Source organism: Chitinophaga sp. 05T412, assembly GCF_056396465.1.
This window is the reverse complement of record NZ_JBFTLN010000001.1, coordinates 45,752-60,879: the sequence shown is the minus strand read 5'-3', so window position 1 is coordinate 60,879 and position 15,128 is coordinate 45,752. Positions and strand designations below refer to the sequence as shown.

Below are 15,128 nucleotides of genomic sequence, written 5' to 3'. Positions count from 1 at the left end.
ATTATTACACTTATCATGGATAAAAATCGTGTATACGTCTTTGATACCACCTTGCGTGATGGAGAACAGGTCCCTGGCTGTCAGCTGACTACTGTAGAAAAAATTGAAGTAGCAAAGAAACTCGAAGCATTAGGCGTAGATATTATCGAAGCAGGTTTCCCCATCTCCAGCCCTGGCGATTTCCAGAGCGTGGTGGAAATTTCCAAAGCAGTAACGGAGCCCGTAATTTGCGCGTTAACCCGCGCCAATAATAAAGATATAGATGCAGCCGCTGATGCGCTCCGTTTTGCTAAACGTAGCCGTATTCATACCGGTATCGGTTCTTCCGATATGCACATCAAATATAAATTCAACAGCACCCGTGAGGAAATACTGGAGCGCGCCGTAGCCGCTGTAAAGTATGCCCGTAAGTTTACCGACGATGTAGAATTTTATGCAGAAGATGCAGGCCGCGCAGATAACGCTTACCTCGCTCAAATGATCGAAGCCGTAATTGCGGCCGGTGCTACCACCGTCAACATTCCCGACACCAACGGTTATTGCCTCCCGGATCAATATGGCGCTAAAATCAAGTACCTGGTAGATCACGTCTCTAATATTGACAAAGCTATTATTTCCGTACACTGTCATAACGACCTCGGTCTGGCTACCGCCAATACCATTGCTGGTATTATCAATGGCGCCCGCCAGGTAGAATGTACCATTAATGGTATCGGAGAACGTGCGGGTAACACTTCCCTGGAAGAAGTAGCCATGATCCTGAAAACGCATCATGCCATGGGCTATCATACCCAGATCAATTCCAAAGGGATCTATGAAATCAGCAACCTGGTAGAAACCATGATGCATATGCCGGTACAGCCTAACAAAGCGATTGTGGGCCGTAACGCTTTTGCACATAGCTCCGGTATTCACCAGGACGGTGTACTGAAACATCGTGAAAACTATGAAATCCTGAATCCGGAAGACGTAGGGATCAATTCCAATTCCATCATCCTGACCGCCCGTAGCGGCCGTCACGCGTTGAAGCATCACCTGAGCCGCCTGGGATATAACCTGGAGCGCATCAACGTAGATGAAGTATATCAACGCTTCCTGCTGATGGCAGACACTAAAAAGGAAATCAACGACGCCGACCTGTTAGAACTGATGGGCGATGGCGATGCCAAAACATACGATGAAAATGCTATCAAGGTAACTTTGCTGCAGGTAGTATGTGGTGATCCGCTGCGTCCAATGGCTACGGTAAAACTGCGCATCAAAGGCGAAGAAAGAGAAGCCAGTGCTGCCGGTAACGGTCCTGTAAACGCCACTATCAACGCTATTCATAATATCATCAAAGATGATATTGAACTGGATGAATTCAATATCCAATCTATGCGTGGTGGTAGCGATGATGTGAGCAAAGTAAACATGCGTGTAAAGCACAACGGGCAATCTTACTATGGTTTCGGTATTTCCACCGACATCGTAAATGCTTCCGTTCATGCTTATGTAGATGCCTTGAATAAAATATATTAAGAAGCAGAAAGCATAAAGCGGAAAGCAAAAAGCTATTGAAGCGATTGATCAGAACGGATATTATAATATTATTCACTCGCGTTGATCAATCGCTTCAATAGCTTTTTGCTTTCCGCTTTATGCTTTCTGCTCAGAAAAATATATCCATTAAAGGATATTTCTTATAGTCCGGTAAATAATAATGCCACCATTCGGTGCTACTGCCTTTAAACCCGAACTGTTTCATCGTGTCGCGTAGTAGTTTGCGGTTGGCCGCTACTACCGGGTCTGCAGGGTTATAATTTTGATGTGCTTTGAAGGTGAAGTCATCGAAGTCGGTGGGCATGGACACGGGCTGATTTGTTTTGAGGGATACCATGCTCAGGTCTACGGCTACTCCCCGGTTATGTCCTGATCCTTTCCTGGGATCGGCGGCATACAGGTCGTTAGGAACAATTTTAAACATCGCTTCTGTTACGTGATAGGGGCGATAGGCATCATATATTAATAATCCATAGCCTTTTTTACGCAGCGCTTCCTGCACGGCTTTCAGTGCTTTGGCGGCTGGCAGTCGCAGGTAGATATCTGTTTTGGTATAGAGTTGTTGTTTGGTGAAGTTGTTGGTAGTAGCATACCGCACATCTTTGCGGATGCCTGGTATATAATGTTCCAGGTTTACCAGTCGTTGGTTGCTGTCTGCTTTGATCAGCTGTTCATATTGTTGTTTGCTGCTTAGTACTGCCAGTCCGTACTTATTGACCGGTATATTTTGTGCGGCTACCTGGTAAAATAAGGCGCATAGGCCTGTGATGATCCCGAATATTCTCATGGGCTAAAAGTCAGGAAAAAGCCCCAAATTCGCGCTTTGTTATTGAATTTTGCGAAAATTAGGCAAGAAAGTACAGAATACGGTGAAAATAGGATTGCAATCACCTTATTTTAATAGGTATTTTAGAACCCTTAAAATTTTATAAGATGGAACTGTTCAGATTAGATAATAAAGTGGCAGTTATCACAGGTGGTGGTAGCGGTATAGGACAGGCAATAGCGAAGACATTTGGTTCACAGGGAGCACAGGTGCATATCATAGAACTGAATGAGGAAGGTGGTAAAGCCACGGCAGAAGATATTAAAGCTGCAGGTGGGCAGGCGACAGTACATGCCTGTAATGTGGCCGACCAGGCTGCGGTGAAAAGCGTGATGGATGGTATTGTGAAGGCAGCAGGTAAGCTGGATATCCTGGTGAACTGCGCAGGCATTGCCCACGTGGGAAGCCTGGAAAACACTGCTGAACAGGATTTCGACCGCGTATACCAGGTGAATGTGAAAGGTACTTATAACTGTATGTATGCCGTTATTCAACAAATGAAAGCACAGGGCGGTGGGGTGATCCTCAACGTGGCGTCTATTGCTTCCAGTGTAGGTATACCAGACCGGTTTGCTTATTCTATGAGTAAAGGGGCGGTATTGACCATGACATTATCTGTAGCAAAAGATTATCTGGGTGCTAATATCCGTTGCAATTGCGTATCGCCTGCAAGAGTGCATACACCATTTGTAGATGGATTTATTGCCAAAAACTATCCGGGCAAAGAAGCAGAGATGTTTGAAAAGCTGAGTAAAACACAACCCATTGGCCGTATGGCGAAACCGGTAGAAGTAGGACATCTGGCGTTGTTCCTGTGTTCTGATGAGGCCGGATTCATTACCGGTACAGATTATCCAATTGATGGTGGATTTATCAGGCTCAATAATTAATAGAATGACGGTGTGAAAGTGCGGACGATTACCCGTATCTTTCAAGATATTCATTCATTAATTTTTACTTACATCATGCAACAATTTCGAATAGGGCTGGCCATTGCAATAGCCGTATTATCTGCTTGTAACTCAGGAAATCAAAATGCAAATGGTACTACCGGCAAAGAGGAAGCCGCTGTACATCCGGCTACACCGGCAGGTACCATAGACGTTACCATTAGTGACCGTGATAAGGATACCTCACAGGTAACCATCAAGTTCAAAATTAACGGTCAGGAGAAAGTTAAGACCTTTGAACAAAGCCTCTTGAAAGATGCTGCTGATGCAGATCTGTTTAAGGTGCTCTGGGATGCTCCTAACAGTGCGTATGTAGGCGTTATGAAAGCGAATCATCAGCCACGTTATTATCACGCTTCCATCAGTGATAAAAATGACCTGAAAATATTGTGGTTTGCGTCTCCCGACAAACGTATCTGGAGTTACATGGAAGATTCCATGGGACTGGGTAAAGTAGCTGCCAGTGGCGAAATGGTACAGCAATATAAGAAGAGCTTCCAGTCAGGAAAAATTCTGGCAGACTTCATTGCTAACATCAAACCGGGTAGTGCTGCTGATAACGTGGAACTGTATGTAGAATATGGTGGATTCAATAAAACCATGACTATTCCGGTACCTAAGGGATCTAAAGCGGTGATTCAACCAACTGGAGAACAGGATCACGTGTATTTCTCTTTTACAACAGATAACAAAGTGGAACCTGTGATAGACCTGCACGTAGAAAACGGAAGGCTCCAGGTAAAAGCATTGAAAGAACTATAGTAAGCATAACAATCAAAAAATATTGAAATGAAACTGATCAGGTTTGGTTTACCGGGAGAAGAAAAACCGGGCGTTGTAACAGATGCAGGCATGTTTGATGTAAGCGCATTTGGAGAAGATTTCGGCGAAAAATTCTTTGGTACCGATGGGCTCAACCGCCTGTCAACATGGTGGGCAGCACACGCCAGTGAATGCCCGCAGGTGCCTGCTGGCACCCGTCTGGGACCACCGCTGCAGCGTCCATCCAAAATCATCTGCATTGGTTTGAACTATGCAGATCACGCTAAAGAAACCAATGCGCCTATTCCGGTAGAACCTATCGTATTCTTCAAAAGTACTTCTGCACTGGTAGGTCCTAATGATGACCTGGTGATTCCACGCAACAGCCAGAAAACAGACTGGGAAGTGGAATTGGTAGTGGTAATTGGTAAGAAAACCAGCTATGTGGAAGAAAAGGATGCACTGGACTACGTGGCCGGTTACTGCCTGCACAACGATTACAGCGAAAGAGCCTTCCAGATCGAAAGAGGCGGACAATGGGTAAAAGGAAAGAGCTGCGATACCTTTGCTCCCCTGGGCCCATGGTTAGCTACTAAAGATGAAATAGCAGATGTGAATAATCTTCGTTTATGGCTCACCGTTAATGGCCAGAAAATGCAGGATGGTAACACGTCTAACTTCATCTTCAATGTACCATTTGTAGTGTCTTACCTGAGCCAGTTTATGACCCTGCTCCCGGGAGATGTGATTTCTACCGGTACACCGGCAGGTGTAGGTTTGGGTATGAATCCACAGGTATTCCTGAAACCAGGTGATGTGATTGAATTAGGTATTGATGGTCTGGGTACTTCCAAACAAACGGCAGTAGCTTATAAATAAGAATTATGGAAAGATATTGTCTGGCATTAGACCTGGTAGATGACCCGCAGCTGATCAGCGAATATGAATCCTATCATCGCAACGTATCTGCTGAAATTAAAAAGAGCATCACAGACGCCGGCATTACCGTAATGGATATTTACCGTGCAGGTAACCGGTTGTTTATGATTATGGAAGTAGACGATACCTTCTCTTTTGAACGTAAAGATGCCATGGATGCCGCTAATCCTGCCGTAAAGGTATGGGAGCAGCTGATGTGGAAATACCAGCAGGCATTGCCGGTAGCGAAAGAAGGAGAGAAGTGGATTATTATGGATCAAATCTTTGCATTATAGGTTTTTTCATTTTCTTACCCCCGCCAACCGCGGGGGTAAGAAAATAACCCAATCATATATATGGTTATTGACGCACACCAACATTTCTGGCAATATGAGCCTGTCCGCGATGCGTGGATAGATGAATCCATGCAGGTGATCCGCCGGGATTTTTTACCGGAAGATCTGACGCCTGTGCTGGAACAAAATGGTGTTCATGGTTGCATTGCTGTACAGGCGGACCAGTCGCCCGATGAAACCGCCTTTTTATTATCGCTGGCAGACGAGCACGAGATCATTAAAGCAGTAGTAGGTTGGGTGGATCTTCGCGCCGATAATATTGAGGAACAATTATTACAATATGCAGCCTATCCCAGGTTGAAAGGGTTCCGGCATATTGTACAGGGAGAAAAAGATAACCGGTTTATCCTGGGAGAACATTTTTGTCGCGGTGTGAAAGCACTGGCAAAGCACCAGTTTACCTATGATATTCTCGTATATCCGAAACAGTTACCTGCAGTAGAAGAATTTGTATTGCAGTTTCCGGAGCAGCCATTGATCATCGATCACCTGGCCAAACCCGATATTAAAGCCGGTGAACTGGATGCATGGGCTGCACATATGCGCCGTATTGCACAGTCGCCGCACGTATACTGCAAACTTAGCGGCCTCGTTACAGAAGCCGACTGGAAGCAGTGGAAGCCTGCACATTTCCAACCATTCCTGGAAGTGGCGCTGGAAGCCTTTGGCGCCAACCGTTTGGTATATGGCTCCGATTGGCCCGTTTGCCTGCTGGCAGCGGAATACCACGAGGTAAAGGGAATTGTAACAGATTTCATCAGCACCTTATCAACAACAGAACAAAACCAGATAATGGGAGGGAACGCGCTCTCATTCTATCATCTATAAAAAATAACATCATACTAACTATGGATTTAGGATTACAGGAGAAAGTGATTATCGTTACCGGCGGTGCTAAAGGCATTGGAGAAGCTATTTCCCGGCTGATCACCGCAGAAGGTGGCATTGCAGTAATTGCTGGCAGAAGCACGGCAGATAATGAAAAAACAGTAAATGAAATTATTGCTGCTGGTGGTAAAGCACTGGCCGTTACTGCAGAACTGGGAAAAGTGGAAGATTGTAAAAAAGTGATCGCTGAAACTGTAGCTGCGTATGGTAAAATCGACGGTCTGGTAAACAATGCCGGCGCCAACGATGGCGTAGGACTCGAAAACGGTAGCCCGGAAAGGTTTATGGCATCCCTGCAAAATAACCTGTCGCACTACTACAACCTGGCTCATTTTGCATTGCCTTACCTGAAAGTCACCAAAGGTAATATCGTGAACATCGGCTCTAAAGTAGCCAGCACCGGACAAGGTAATACCAGCGGTTATGCGGCTTCCAAAGGCGCTATTAATGCCCTGACCCGCGAATGGGCCGTAGAAATGCTGCCATATTCTATCCGTATCAATACGGTGATCCCTGCGGAAGTATGGACACCACTGTATGAAACCTGGATCAACTCCTTACCAAATCCACAGGAGAAACTGGCTTCTATTACCGCCAAAATTCCGTTGGAAAAAAGAATGACCACTTCAGAAGAAATTGCCAACGCCACCGTATTCCTGCTGTCACCACGTTCATCACATACAACCGGACAAATAGTATACGTAGATGGTGGTTACACTCATCTCGACAGATCCATCAGCTAAGCATAAAGAGCCAACACACGTTATCATTTTACATTCACCTGAAATATTAAATTCTTCGTTATGGCCGGAGGCGCAGTAAGTAACTCTACCTATACCAGCAATACTAGTACCGGTGCAAAGCCGGGTAGCTATCTGTTCCCGTTTATTTTGGTAACCAGCCTGTTCTTTTTATGGGGCCTTGCCTATGGGCTGCTGGATGTGCTGAATAAGCACTTTCAAGAAGTACTGAACATTACTACCAAACGTTCTACTTTATTACAGGGCGCCTATTTTGGTGCTTACTTCCTGATGGCATTGCCAGCAGGGATGTTTATGAACAAATTCGGTTATAAGAAAGGGATTATCCTGGGCTTGTTGCTTTATGCTATCGGCGCATTCCTTTTTTATCCGGCAGCAGGCGCACTTAATTTCGATTTCTTTTTGCTGGCGCTGTTCATCCTGGCTTGTGGATTAGCTTGCCTGGAAACTGCAGCCAATCCTTATGTAACAGTATTAGGTGCGACAGAAACTTCTGAGCAACGTTTAAATTTATCGCAGTGCTTTAATGGACTGGGATCTTTCCTGGGCCCTATTATTGGTGGTAAATTATTTTTTGGTAGCGGTAAGGGAGATCTGACCACTGTGCAATTGACTTATATCGCTATTGGGGTAGTGGTATTGCTGATTGCTGGCTTCTTCTACAAAACGCCTTTGCCTGAGATTAAAGAAGCAGAACAGGAAGGAAAGGAAGTAATGGAAGATACCCGCCCGCTTTTTGCACACCGTCACTTCGTACTGGGTGTCGTAGCACAGTTCTTTTACGTGGCTGCACAAGTTGGTGTGGGCGCCTTATTCATTAACTACGTGACCGCTTACTGGCATGGTATTACTACCGAGAAAGCTTCTTATCTGCTGGCAGTAGGCATGGCGCTGTTCATGGGTGGTCGCTTTGTGGGCACCGCATTGATGCGTAAAGTTGCACCAAATCAGCTGTTGGCCATTTATGCGTTTATCAACACGGTGTTGTGTGCTTTTGTGATGACAGGTAGTGGCGCTGCTGCTGTATATGCGCTGATCGCCATATTTTTCTTTATGTCTATTATGTTCCCTACCATTTTTGCACTGGGCGTAAAAGACCTGGGAAAACATACTAAACGTGGTGCTTCTTTCCAGATCATGTCTATTGTAGGTGGTGCTTCTGTTCCATATGTAATGGGTATTGTAACTGAGTGGCAGTCGTTGGCCTTCTCTTACGGTATTCCTACTATCTGCTTTGTGATTGTATTCCTCTACGGATGGAAAGGATATAAAAGAGTATAACACAGTTATTTCTTTTTAATACTTAATCCGCAAAATCATGTAACTTCCTTACACAAAAGGAAATGCCATGGTTTTGCGGATTTTTATTTCCTATGTTAGCTGCTTCCTGTTGATAAACACCTTGTTAGCGCAGTCACAGCACCCCGCAGTTGCTTCCCTGCAACTGTCTTTCACCCATGTGGTAGGAACGCAACCGCTGGTAAGGAAAAACATCACTTATACCAACCCTTCCGGCGAACCATTTACGATTACCCGTTTCCGTTATTTCCTCAGTAATTTTTCTTTAGAAACCGTTAATGGAGAAAGGGTGGTTTTACCAGTGACTTATTTTCTGGTAGATGATGGAATCGATACTTCTAAAATAATACGGTTAGATAGCGTGCCTGCGGGCCGTTATAAAAGTATGCAATTCCTGATCGGGGTTGACAGTGTCCGTAATAGAAGCGGTATACAATCCGGTGCGCTGGCCGTGGAATCAGGGATGTTCTGGACCTGGAACAGCGGATATATCATGGCACAGATAGAAGGCCATTCCCCTGTTATCAATACCCCCACGAGGGAGTTGCTGTTTCATATAGGTGGCTATAAGTCGAAAGATCAGGTGCTGAAGTATGTATCCTTACCATTCCCGCAAACGGTGACCATTGGGGCGAATAAACAACCGGATATACACCTTACCGCAGATGTGGAAAAGTGGTTTTTGCCGGATACCGTGAGTTTTAAAAATACGGTGGTGATCATGGCGCCGGGTGAGAAAGCCAGGCAGGTGGCCAATAATTATCAGCATATGTTCCAGATAACCGGCATTACCCATGAATAAAGGGCTATACATCATCGTTGTTTTCTGCGGGTGGTTGCTGCTGGTACAGGCCGGAACCAGGAAGAAACCTGTGGATGGCCCTGAGCCTTATTTGTTGCCATTGCCCGCCAATTTCCCCAAACCCGTATATGATTTTTCCCGTAACCCGCTTACTAAACAGGGCGTGGCATTAGGACGGTTTATGTTTTATGATTATCGTCTTTCAAAAGACAGCACCGTTTCCTGCGGCTTCTGCCATCAGCAGTTTGCTGCATTTGGGCATTTCGATCATGCACTGGCGCATGGTGTAGCCGGACAGCAAGGCACCCGCTCTGTGCCGGTATTGTTTAACATGATCTGGCAAAAGGCTTTTATGTGGGATGGCGGTGTGAATCATCTGGAAGTGCAGCCACTGACACCATTAACAGACCGCAATGAAATGGCTGTGGATCTGAAGGAACTGCTGAAAAAAATGCAGGCCGACCCGGACTATCGCAGTAAATTCAAAGCGGCTTTTGGTTCGGAAGAAATTACCAGTGAAAGAATGTTCAAGGCTTTTACCCAGTTTATAGCCACCATGGTATCCGCCGGTTCCCGGTACGATAGTGTGATGGGGCAGCTGCCGGGCGCTGTTTTTACAGAAGAAGAACAAGCAGGGTATGCCATCTTCCAGGACAAATGTGCCAGCTGTCATAAGGAGCCCTTGTTTACAGATCTTACCTACCGCAGTAATGGATTACCGTATCTCCCCGCGTTAAACGATGTAGGCCGCATGAAGATCACCGGTAACACGGATGATAATTTGCGTTTTAAGGTGCCTTCCCTGCGCAATATTCTGAAAAGCGCGCCTTATATGCACGACGGGCGTTTCTTCGATATTTACCAGGTTTTTGACTTCTACGATCATGGTGTACAGGTAACAGCTACCACTGATCCGTTGGTGAAGAAGGGGATTCCGCTATCGGATAGCCAAAAGCGGCAGTTATATTTCTTTTTGAATACGTTGACGGATTATTCGTTTATTAACAATAAGGGATTAAGCGAAATTATGATTGAGTAATGGTTGATAAATGCAGCGAAGCCAGTAGAATATTGGTCTTCGCTGCATTTATCAACTGCTATTTTTTCTTTTTCGACTTCTTCCAGCATTCCTCCAGATGATCATCCACCATGCCTACTGCCTGCATATACGCATAACAAATAGTAGATCCCACAAACTTAAACCCACGTTTCAGTAAATCCTTACTCATGGCATCTGATATCGCTGTTTTAGCGGGTACAGCAGACATGCCTTTGTAATGATTCACGGTGGGTTGATGGTTGACAAATGACCAGATATACTGATCGAAGCTGCCGAATTCTTTCTGTACTTCCAGAAAAGCCTTCGCATTCGTAATGACGGAATTTATTTTCAGGCGGTTGCGGATGATGCCTTCATTTTGCATCAGCTGTTCTACCTTTTTTTCGTCATACTTTATTATTTTTTTAACATCCCATTTATCGAATGCTTTGCGATAGTTTTCTCTTTTGGTGAGTACCGTGTACCAGCTCAGCCCTGCCTGAGCGCCTTCCAGGCAAAGCATTTCAAAGAGATGCTGGTCGTCATGATTAGGGACGCCCCATTCTTCATCGTGGTAGTCCTGGTATAGTTTATCTTTGGTAGACCAGGCACATCTTGTTTTTTCTACAGTTCCCATTCTCCTATAATTTGGTTAACCTTTGATTTATAGGTCTCAAGGTCGGAAATTGTTTGGTTAATAAAGCTATTATCTTCCAGGCTGCCTACTACGGCATTCATTTCTTTTTCGCTTTCATACGTCATTTGACGGAAAGGATTTTTATAGTCTTTTTCCCTGGAGCGTTTTATTTGTCCGGTGATCCAGTCCATGGTGGTGGCGGAATCCTGCATCCATTGTGCCAGGTCCGCAGTGGTCATGCTTTTAAGGGAGACTTCCTTAATTTCGAGCAAACTGGCTACTGCATGTTGCAGTTTCTCTGCCGCATATTCATTGCCTATTTCCTCGTAGGCCGTATGCAGTTGTGGCCAGCCACTGATCTTATTCTTTTTGATTTTTGTTTTAAGGCCCGCTACGGTTTCTGCTTTCATGAGCTGTCCGCCTATATTAAGCCATTCGCCACGTTTTGCTGTTTTAACTGCTGCCTGCAACGCCAGAAAAGATGGCTTGTTGGTAGCGAGAATATTTTTGATACCATAAAGTACAATCATATCGCAGAACAGCGGATACGCGCGGTGTACTTTCAGTAGCTCCACTTCGCGGGAGCTGTTTTCCATCCCTTTGGTGAGGATGGTGAGTTTAGCTACTTCTTCTAAATTATTTTTTAATAACTCTTTTCCTTTTTTACGTATATCCTTTTCCGTTAGTTCTTTTTTGGGTGTGTTTTCCGGCAATGCATACCAGGCTTTTCCGGTAGCAATTTCCATGATGGCAAGCGCCTCAAACATTTCCTCCACAGAGTCCGGCGCCAGGTAGTCGTATTCTATCTGTTGTGTTTTTTCGGTGCGTTTATCACGATCCACATACTTCCACGAGTTTCTGGCGATGGCATACATATTATAGAGGAACCAGTATCCGGGCATTACTTTCAGGCGGTTTTCATGCTCATCATTCACCACTAAACTAAATGGAATAGGGATGTGCAACTCCGACATGTAGTTGCCTTTGGAAATAAGCGTGAAGCTGGCAAAGCGGGAATTATGTTTGAGGCTTACGCAAAGGCCCGGCCAGAACCCTCTGCCGGCAATGATTTCACCATCTGCGCCACGGGAGTTATGATTGGAGCCAATGGTGGCGCCGGCGGCCATATTACTTTGGCCCATGATCAGTGCAGCACAAAGGAAAGAGTTGTTATGATGTTGTTCATGTGCAGGGAAGATCAGGGAATTTAATACTTCACAACAGGAAATAGTAGCGTTGTTGCCCAGATAGGAGTTGATCAACCGGGCGCCATACTTCAGCTGCGAATGAGAAGCCATCACAAAGCGAACGGCCTTTACGCCATAGAAAACGCGGCAGCCATAGCCCACTACGCCATTCACCATTTCGCAGCCTTCCCCGATCTGTGAAGATGCTTCACTGTTACTATTGATCGTCAGATTTTTTAGCTTATTGGCGCCTTTGAGATAGGCATCGGTACCAATGGTAACGTCTTTGATCATTTTACAATTCTTGATAACGGTACGATCGCCTACCATGCCATAGTAGCCGCGTCTTTTATCGAATTGTTTTTCGGTAAATAATTTAAACTGCTGCTGCAGTTGGATATCATCGCGGTAACGGGTCCACAGGTAGGCATCTCCGGGCAGCATACCATCAAATGGCATCACACTTCTTCCCCCATTTTCGTTGCATAGTTCCATCCATATGCGGCCACTTTCATTTTCCCCTTCTTTCAAAATACCATTCCCGAATTTGGCATAATCTGTTGTGGCCATTTCATTCACATTGGCTACAATTACTTCATTACCGAGTATATAGTGAGAAAGATAGTTGACATTATGTACTACTACGTTATCGCCAAAGTCGCACGCACAAATGGTACTGTTGTACAAGCCCACGGGCATGCGCAGATTATGGAATTCGAGATAGTAGGGCTCCAGCTTACCGATACGTACCATTCCAAAAAAATGGCAGTGCTGTACCAGCTGTGGATTGAATTCATTGGAAACAAAAATAATATTCCAGTCGTCAGAAGTGTTGTCATTGCGAACCAGCGCTTCTACTTCATATGCGGTTAATTTCCTGTACTGATCTTGTCTGCTCCATTGTTCATTACGGAGATAATATTCGTCTTTGCCTTTCGGTAACGTGGTTTCAATGAAATTATACCCCAACTCGGAGAGGGGTCTTTTTTGGATATTATTCATGAGGATATATCTTTTGAACGCGCTTCACAATTAGTTTAGCTATTGGCAAATGAAAGAATTTTTTGTTCATCACATTTACCAATAGCTAAAAAAAGCTAACAGCTTTATTCTACTGTAACAGATTTTGCCAGGTTTCTGGGTTTATCAACATCCAGTCCTTTTAATACGCCAATATGGTAGGCGAGCAGTTGTAAAGGAATGACAGATATGATAGGGGCTACCATTTCATCTGCCGCAGGCACAAAAATAACGTCATCCGCCATAGGGGGAATGGTGTTGTCGCCTTCTGTTACTACTGCTATTACCTTGCCTTTACGGGCTTTTATTTCCTGTATGTTAGATACTACTTTTTCGTAGTAGCTATCTTTGGTAGCTACAATTACAACTGGTAAATGTTCGTCTACCAGTGCAATGGGACCATGTTTCATTTCTGCTGCAGGATATCCTTCTGCGTGGATGTAGGAAATTTCCTTCAGCTTCAGTGCGCCTTCCAGGGCTACCGGGAAGTTGTATCCACGGCCCAGGTACAGGAAATCACGTGCATCTTTATATTTGGCGGCTACCTGTTTGATCTGGTCGTCCAGCTTCAGGGCGGTGGCTACTTTTTCCGGGATTTGTTCCAGTTCGTCCAGCAGGTGCTGAAAGCGTTGCGGCGTAATGGTGCCTTTGTCGGCTGCCAGTTTCAAGCCTACGAGGCAGAGTACTGCCAGCTGCGCGGTAAAAGCTTTGGTGCTGGCTACGCCAATTTCAGGGCCGGCGTGCGTGTAAGCACCGGCATGCGACAAGCGCGCAATAGAAGAACCTACTACGTTACAAACGCCCAGGATGATAGCGCCTTTTTCTTTGGCACTTTCAATGGCTACGAGTGTATCGGCAGTTTCACCGGATTGTGATACGGCAATGATCACATCACCAGGACCTACCACCGGATTGCGATAGCGGAATTCGGAAGCATATTCTACTTCTACTGGTATGCGGCATAATTCTTCAATCATGTATTCGGCTACCAGTCCGGCATGCCAGGAGGTACCGCAGGCTACAATAATAATGCGTTTGGCATTGCCCAGTACATCCGCATATTCCCGCATACCACCCATGGTCAGCGTTCCTTTCTTCGCATCAAGACGGCCGCGTAAACTATCGAAGATAGTTTGTGGTTGCTCAAATATTTCTTTCAGCATGAAATGATCATACCCGCCTTTTTCAATCGCCGCCAGTTCAATGTCGAGCTTTTGAATGTAAGGGGTTTGTCTTTCATTGGAAATATTTTTCAGGATCAGTTCATCTGCTTTGATGATGGCGATCTCGTAGTCGTTTACATACACTACTTCTTTCGTGTATTCCACAATGGGAGAGGCATCTGAGGCGAGGAAGTGTTCTCCTTTACCCACGCCTATTACCAGCGGGCTGCCTTTACGGGCGGCAATGAGGGTATCCGGATTTTCTTCATCTATCAGTACAATCACATAAGCACCTACTACGCGCTTTAACGCGATGCGCAGGGCTTCTTCCAGTGAACACTGATTCTGCTTTTTAATTTCTTCGATGAAGTGTAGCAATACTTCTGTGTCAGTATCACTCTGAAAAACGTGACCCTGTTTTACCAGTTCCTGTTTCAGTTGTACATAGTTTTCGATAATGCCGTTGTGGATCATGGCCAGTTTGCCGTCACCGGATAAGTGAGGATGGGCATTACGATCACAGGGTTCACCGTGGGTAGCCCAACGGGTATGACCAATGGCAATATGACTGCGCATATCTTTGCCAGCCACGAATTCCTCCAGGGCAGCCACTTTATCTTTTCTTTTATATACCTGCAGCCCATCATTAATGAGGGCTACACCCGCGCTGTCATAGCCGCGGTATTCCAGTCTTTTGAGGCCTTTCAATACAACCGGGTAGGCTTCCCGCTGCCCGATGTAAGCTACTATTCCACACATAAGGTTTTTGGATTTGTGCTAAGGTTTATCATTGCAATATCGCATTAATTGTTAAAATCACATCAGGAAATGTGAATATTGTTTAAGTTAAGATATGGTCAGCATAGCATTCTACACTACATTCAATCAATGTAAAATGAAAAAGGGAACACAGAAAACGATTCCGGTAAAGATTAAGATAACTTAACATTTACCAGCATCATTCACTGTGTTCCCTTT

14 protein-coding genes are annotated in these 15,128 nt (G+C 45.1%); 10 read left to right on the top strand and 4 right to left on the bottom strand.

The window, feature by feature from the left end:
• The first annotated feature begins 15 nt into the window (after positions 1–15).
• Positions 16–1,521 carry a 2-isopropylmalate synthase gene (locus tag AC1DFM_RS00260; RefSeq protein ID WP_477074720.1) on the top strand — a complete coding sequence of 502 codons (1,506 nt, stop codon included), beginning with the start codon at positions 16–18 and terminating at the stop codon, positions 1,519–1,521.
• Positions 1,522–1,651: 130 nt separating this feature from the next.
• Here AC1DFM_RS00260 and AC1DFM_RS00255 read toward each other — a convergent pair whose 3' ends face one another.
• Complete coding sequence (locus tag AC1DFM_RS00255) at positions 1,652–2,329, bottom strand: M15 family metallopeptidase (RefSeq protein WP_477074719.1); 678 nt, start codon at positions 2,327–2,329, stop codon at positions 1,652–1,654.
• 146 nt (positions 2,330–2,475) lie between these two features.
• Between AC1DFM_RS00255 and AC1DFM_RS00250 the strand changes: the two genes are divergently transcribed.
• From AC1DFM_RS00250 to AC1DFM_RS00210, 9 genes are all read left to right on the top strand, one after another.
• Positions 2,476–3,258, top strand: coding sequence for an SDR family NAD(P)-dependent oxidoreductase (locus AC1DFM_RS00250; protein ID WP_477074718.1), 783 nt, complete (start codon positions 2,476–2,478; stop codon positions 3,256–3,258).
• 75 nt (positions 3,259–3,333) lie between these two features.
• Positions 3,334–4,080 (top strand): hypothetical protein, encoded by a 747-nt coding sequence (locus AC1DFM_RS00245; protein WP_477074717.1) that lies wholly within the window; start codon positions 3,334–3,336, stop codon positions 4,078–4,080.
• Positions 4,081–4,107: 27 nt separating this feature from the next.
• Positions 4,108–4,959, top strand: coding sequence for a fumarylacetoacetate hydrolase family protein (locus tag AC1DFM_RS00240; RefSeq protein WP_477074716.1), 852 nt, complete (start codon positions 4,108–4,110; stop codon positions 4,957–4,959).
• Positions 4,960–4,964: 5 nt separating this feature from the next.
• Entirely contained in the window at positions 4,965–5,294 is a 330-nt protein-coding gene (locus tag AC1DFM_RS00235) for an L-rhamnose mutarotase (RefSeq protein ID WP_477074715.1), read from the top strand.
• Positions 5,295–5,354: 60 nt separating this feature from the next.
• A complete protein-coding gene (locus tag AC1DFM_RS00230; protein ID WP_477074714.1) occupies positions 5,355–6,182 on the top strand; it encodes an amidohydrolase family protein in 828 nt (275 codons plus the stop codon).
• A gap of 20 nt (positions 6,183–6,202) precedes the next feature.
• Complete coding sequence (locus AC1DFM_RS00225) at positions 6,203–6,985, top strand: L-fucose dehydrogenase (RefSeq protein ID WP_477074713.1); 783 nt, start codon at positions 6,203–6,205, stop codon at positions 6,983–6,985.
• Positions 6,986–7,045: 60 nt separating this feature from the next.
• Positions 7,046–8,284, top strand: coding sequence for a sugar MFS transporter (locus AC1DFM_RS00220; RefSeq protein ID WP_477074712.1), 1,239 nt, complete (start codon positions 7,046–7,048; stop codon positions 8,282–8,284).
• A 67-nt stretch (positions 8,285–8,351) separates the two neighbouring features.
• Positions 8,352–9,104: an MbnP family protein gene (locus AC1DFM_RS00215; protein WP_477074711.1), complete on the top strand. Its 753-nt coding sequence runs from the start codon at positions 8,352–8,354 to the stop codon at positions 9,102–9,104.
• Positions 9,097–10,143 (top strand): cytochrome-c peroxidase, encoded by a 1,047-nt coding sequence (locus AC1DFM_RS00210; RefSeq protein WP_477074710.1) that lies wholly within the window; start codon positions 9,097–9,099, stop codon positions 10,141–10,143. The genes AC1DFM_RS00215 and AC1DFM_RS00210 overlap by 8 nt, the downstream gene beginning before the upstream one ends.
• 58 nt (positions 10,144–10,201) lie before the next feature.
• On the opposite strand, the gene AC1DFM_RS00205 is transcribed toward AC1DFM_RS00210, so the two are convergent.
• The 3 genes from AC1DFM_RS00205 to glmS form a co-directional block, all read right to left on the bottom strand.
• On the bottom strand, positions 10,202–10,780 hold the full coding sequence (locus AC1DFM_RS00205; protein WP_477074709.1) for a DNA-3-methyladenine glycosylase I: 579 nt from the start codon (positions 10,778–10,780) through the stop codon (positions 10,202–10,204).
• Positions 10,768–12,969: a DUF4954 family protein gene (locus tag AC1DFM_RS00200; RefSeq protein WP_477074708.1), complete on the bottom strand. Its 2,202-nt coding sequence runs from the start codon at positions 12,967–12,969 to the stop codon at positions 10,768–10,770. The genes AC1DFM_RS00205 and AC1DFM_RS00200 overlap by 13 nt, the downstream gene beginning before the upstream one ends.
• 104 nt (positions 12,970–13,073) lie before the next feature.
• Entirely contained in the window at positions 13,074–14,909 is a 1,836-nt protein-coding gene (gene glmS / locus AC1DFM_RS00195; RefSeq protein WP_477074707.1) for a glutamine--fructose-6-phosphate transaminase (isomerizing), read from the bottom strand.
• Positions 14,910–15,128 lie beyond the last annotated feature (219 nt).